A 1,046-nucleotide genomic window follows, 5' to 3' on the forward strand; every position below is an offset into this window, starting at 1 on the left:
GACGAAACCTGGGTCCAGGTCCTGAAAGAGAACGCGCGCCAGGCGCAGACCAAATCCTATATGTGGGGCTATCGCAGCGCTGAGGACAGCCGGGAGGCGATCGTGCTGTTCGATTACCAGCCCGGTCGCGGCCAGCAGTGTCAAATCGCGTCCAACCGCGACCCCCATTTGGAGTGCGCCCCTGCGGGTGGACAGATTGGGCGATTTGAATTGACCCCCGCTACCGGGCTTCTGGAGAATGGAAGCCATGACGAGACACCGATCCCACAGCGCCGCATTTAAACGGCAGGTTGCCGAGGAGTTCATCGCGGGCGAGACGCTGCACGCGCTATCCAAGCGGCACGACATCTCCCGGCAGCTGATCCGTATCTGGGTCGGCAAGTTCGAGGCTGGTGCCTTGGATGACGACGTGCAAGCGGCCGACCTGATGCAAGAATACGAAGCCAAGATCGCCGCCCTTGAGCGCCTGGTCGGTCGTCAGGCGCTCGAGATCGAGCTGCTAAAGGGGGCTTTGAAGCATGCTCCCCGGCCGAGAAGCGCGAGCACCTCCGTCGTCGCCGGCCCCGTGGCATCTCCGTCAGCAGGGGGTGTGAGCTGATGGGGCTCACGCGATCCACCTTCTACGACGCGCCGCCAGCCACACTGCCCGCCGATGGACTTCTCGCTCGGATCGGCGCGATCTGCGATGAGTTCGAGTGCTATGGTTATCGCCGGGTCGGGGCAGCGCTGCGCCATCAGGGCGTCGTGGTGAACGGCAAAAGGCTCCGGCGCCTGATGCGGGAACACGATTTGCAGCCAAAACAGCGGCGGCGCTACGTTGTGACGACCGACAGCGACCATGCCGGGCCGATCTACTCCGACTTGGCCAAAGGCGTCGTTCCCGATCGCCCGAACCAGATCTGGGTCGCGGACCTGACCTACGTGGCCATTCCGGGCGGCTTCGTCTACCTGGCGGCCATCCTGGATGCCTGGTCGCGCAAAGTCGTGGGCTACGCGATCAGCCGCTCCATGGATGCCCGGATTGCCGTCGCAGCTTTGAAGGCAGC

General features: G+C 64.0%; 2 protein-coding genes and 1 pseudogene. All 3 read left to right on the forward strand.

Annotated features, from left to right (window positions below):
- Positions 1–138, forward strand: a pseudogene (locus AiwAL_RS18475) (transposase); the annotation flags it as partial.
- A gap of 109 nt (positions 139–247) precedes the next feature.
- Positions 248–598, forward strand: coding sequence for a transposase (locus AiwAL_RS18480; protein WP_262313301.1), 351 nt, complete (start codon positions 248–250; stop codon positions 596–598).
- Positions 598–1,046, forward strand: a 449-nt coding sequence (locus AiwAL_RS18485; protein WP_262313302.1) for an IS3 family transposase, incomplete at its 3' end; no start/stop codon positions are given. The genes AiwAL_RS18480 and AiwAL_RS18485, both read left to right, overlap by 1 nt.

Origin of the sequence: Acidiphilium sp. AL (assembly GCF_025499445.1) — a bacterium.
Taxonomy (GTDB): domain Bacteria; phylum Pseudomonadota; class Alphaproteobacteria; order Acetobacterales; family Acetobacteraceae; genus Acidiphilium; species Acidiphilium iwatense.

What these genes read in the sequence shown, in the direction of transcription:
- AiwAL_RS18480 (WP_262313301.1), top strand. Translation starts at nt 248, where the DNA reads ATGACGAGACACCGATCCCACAGCGCCGCATTTAAACGGCAGGTTGCC.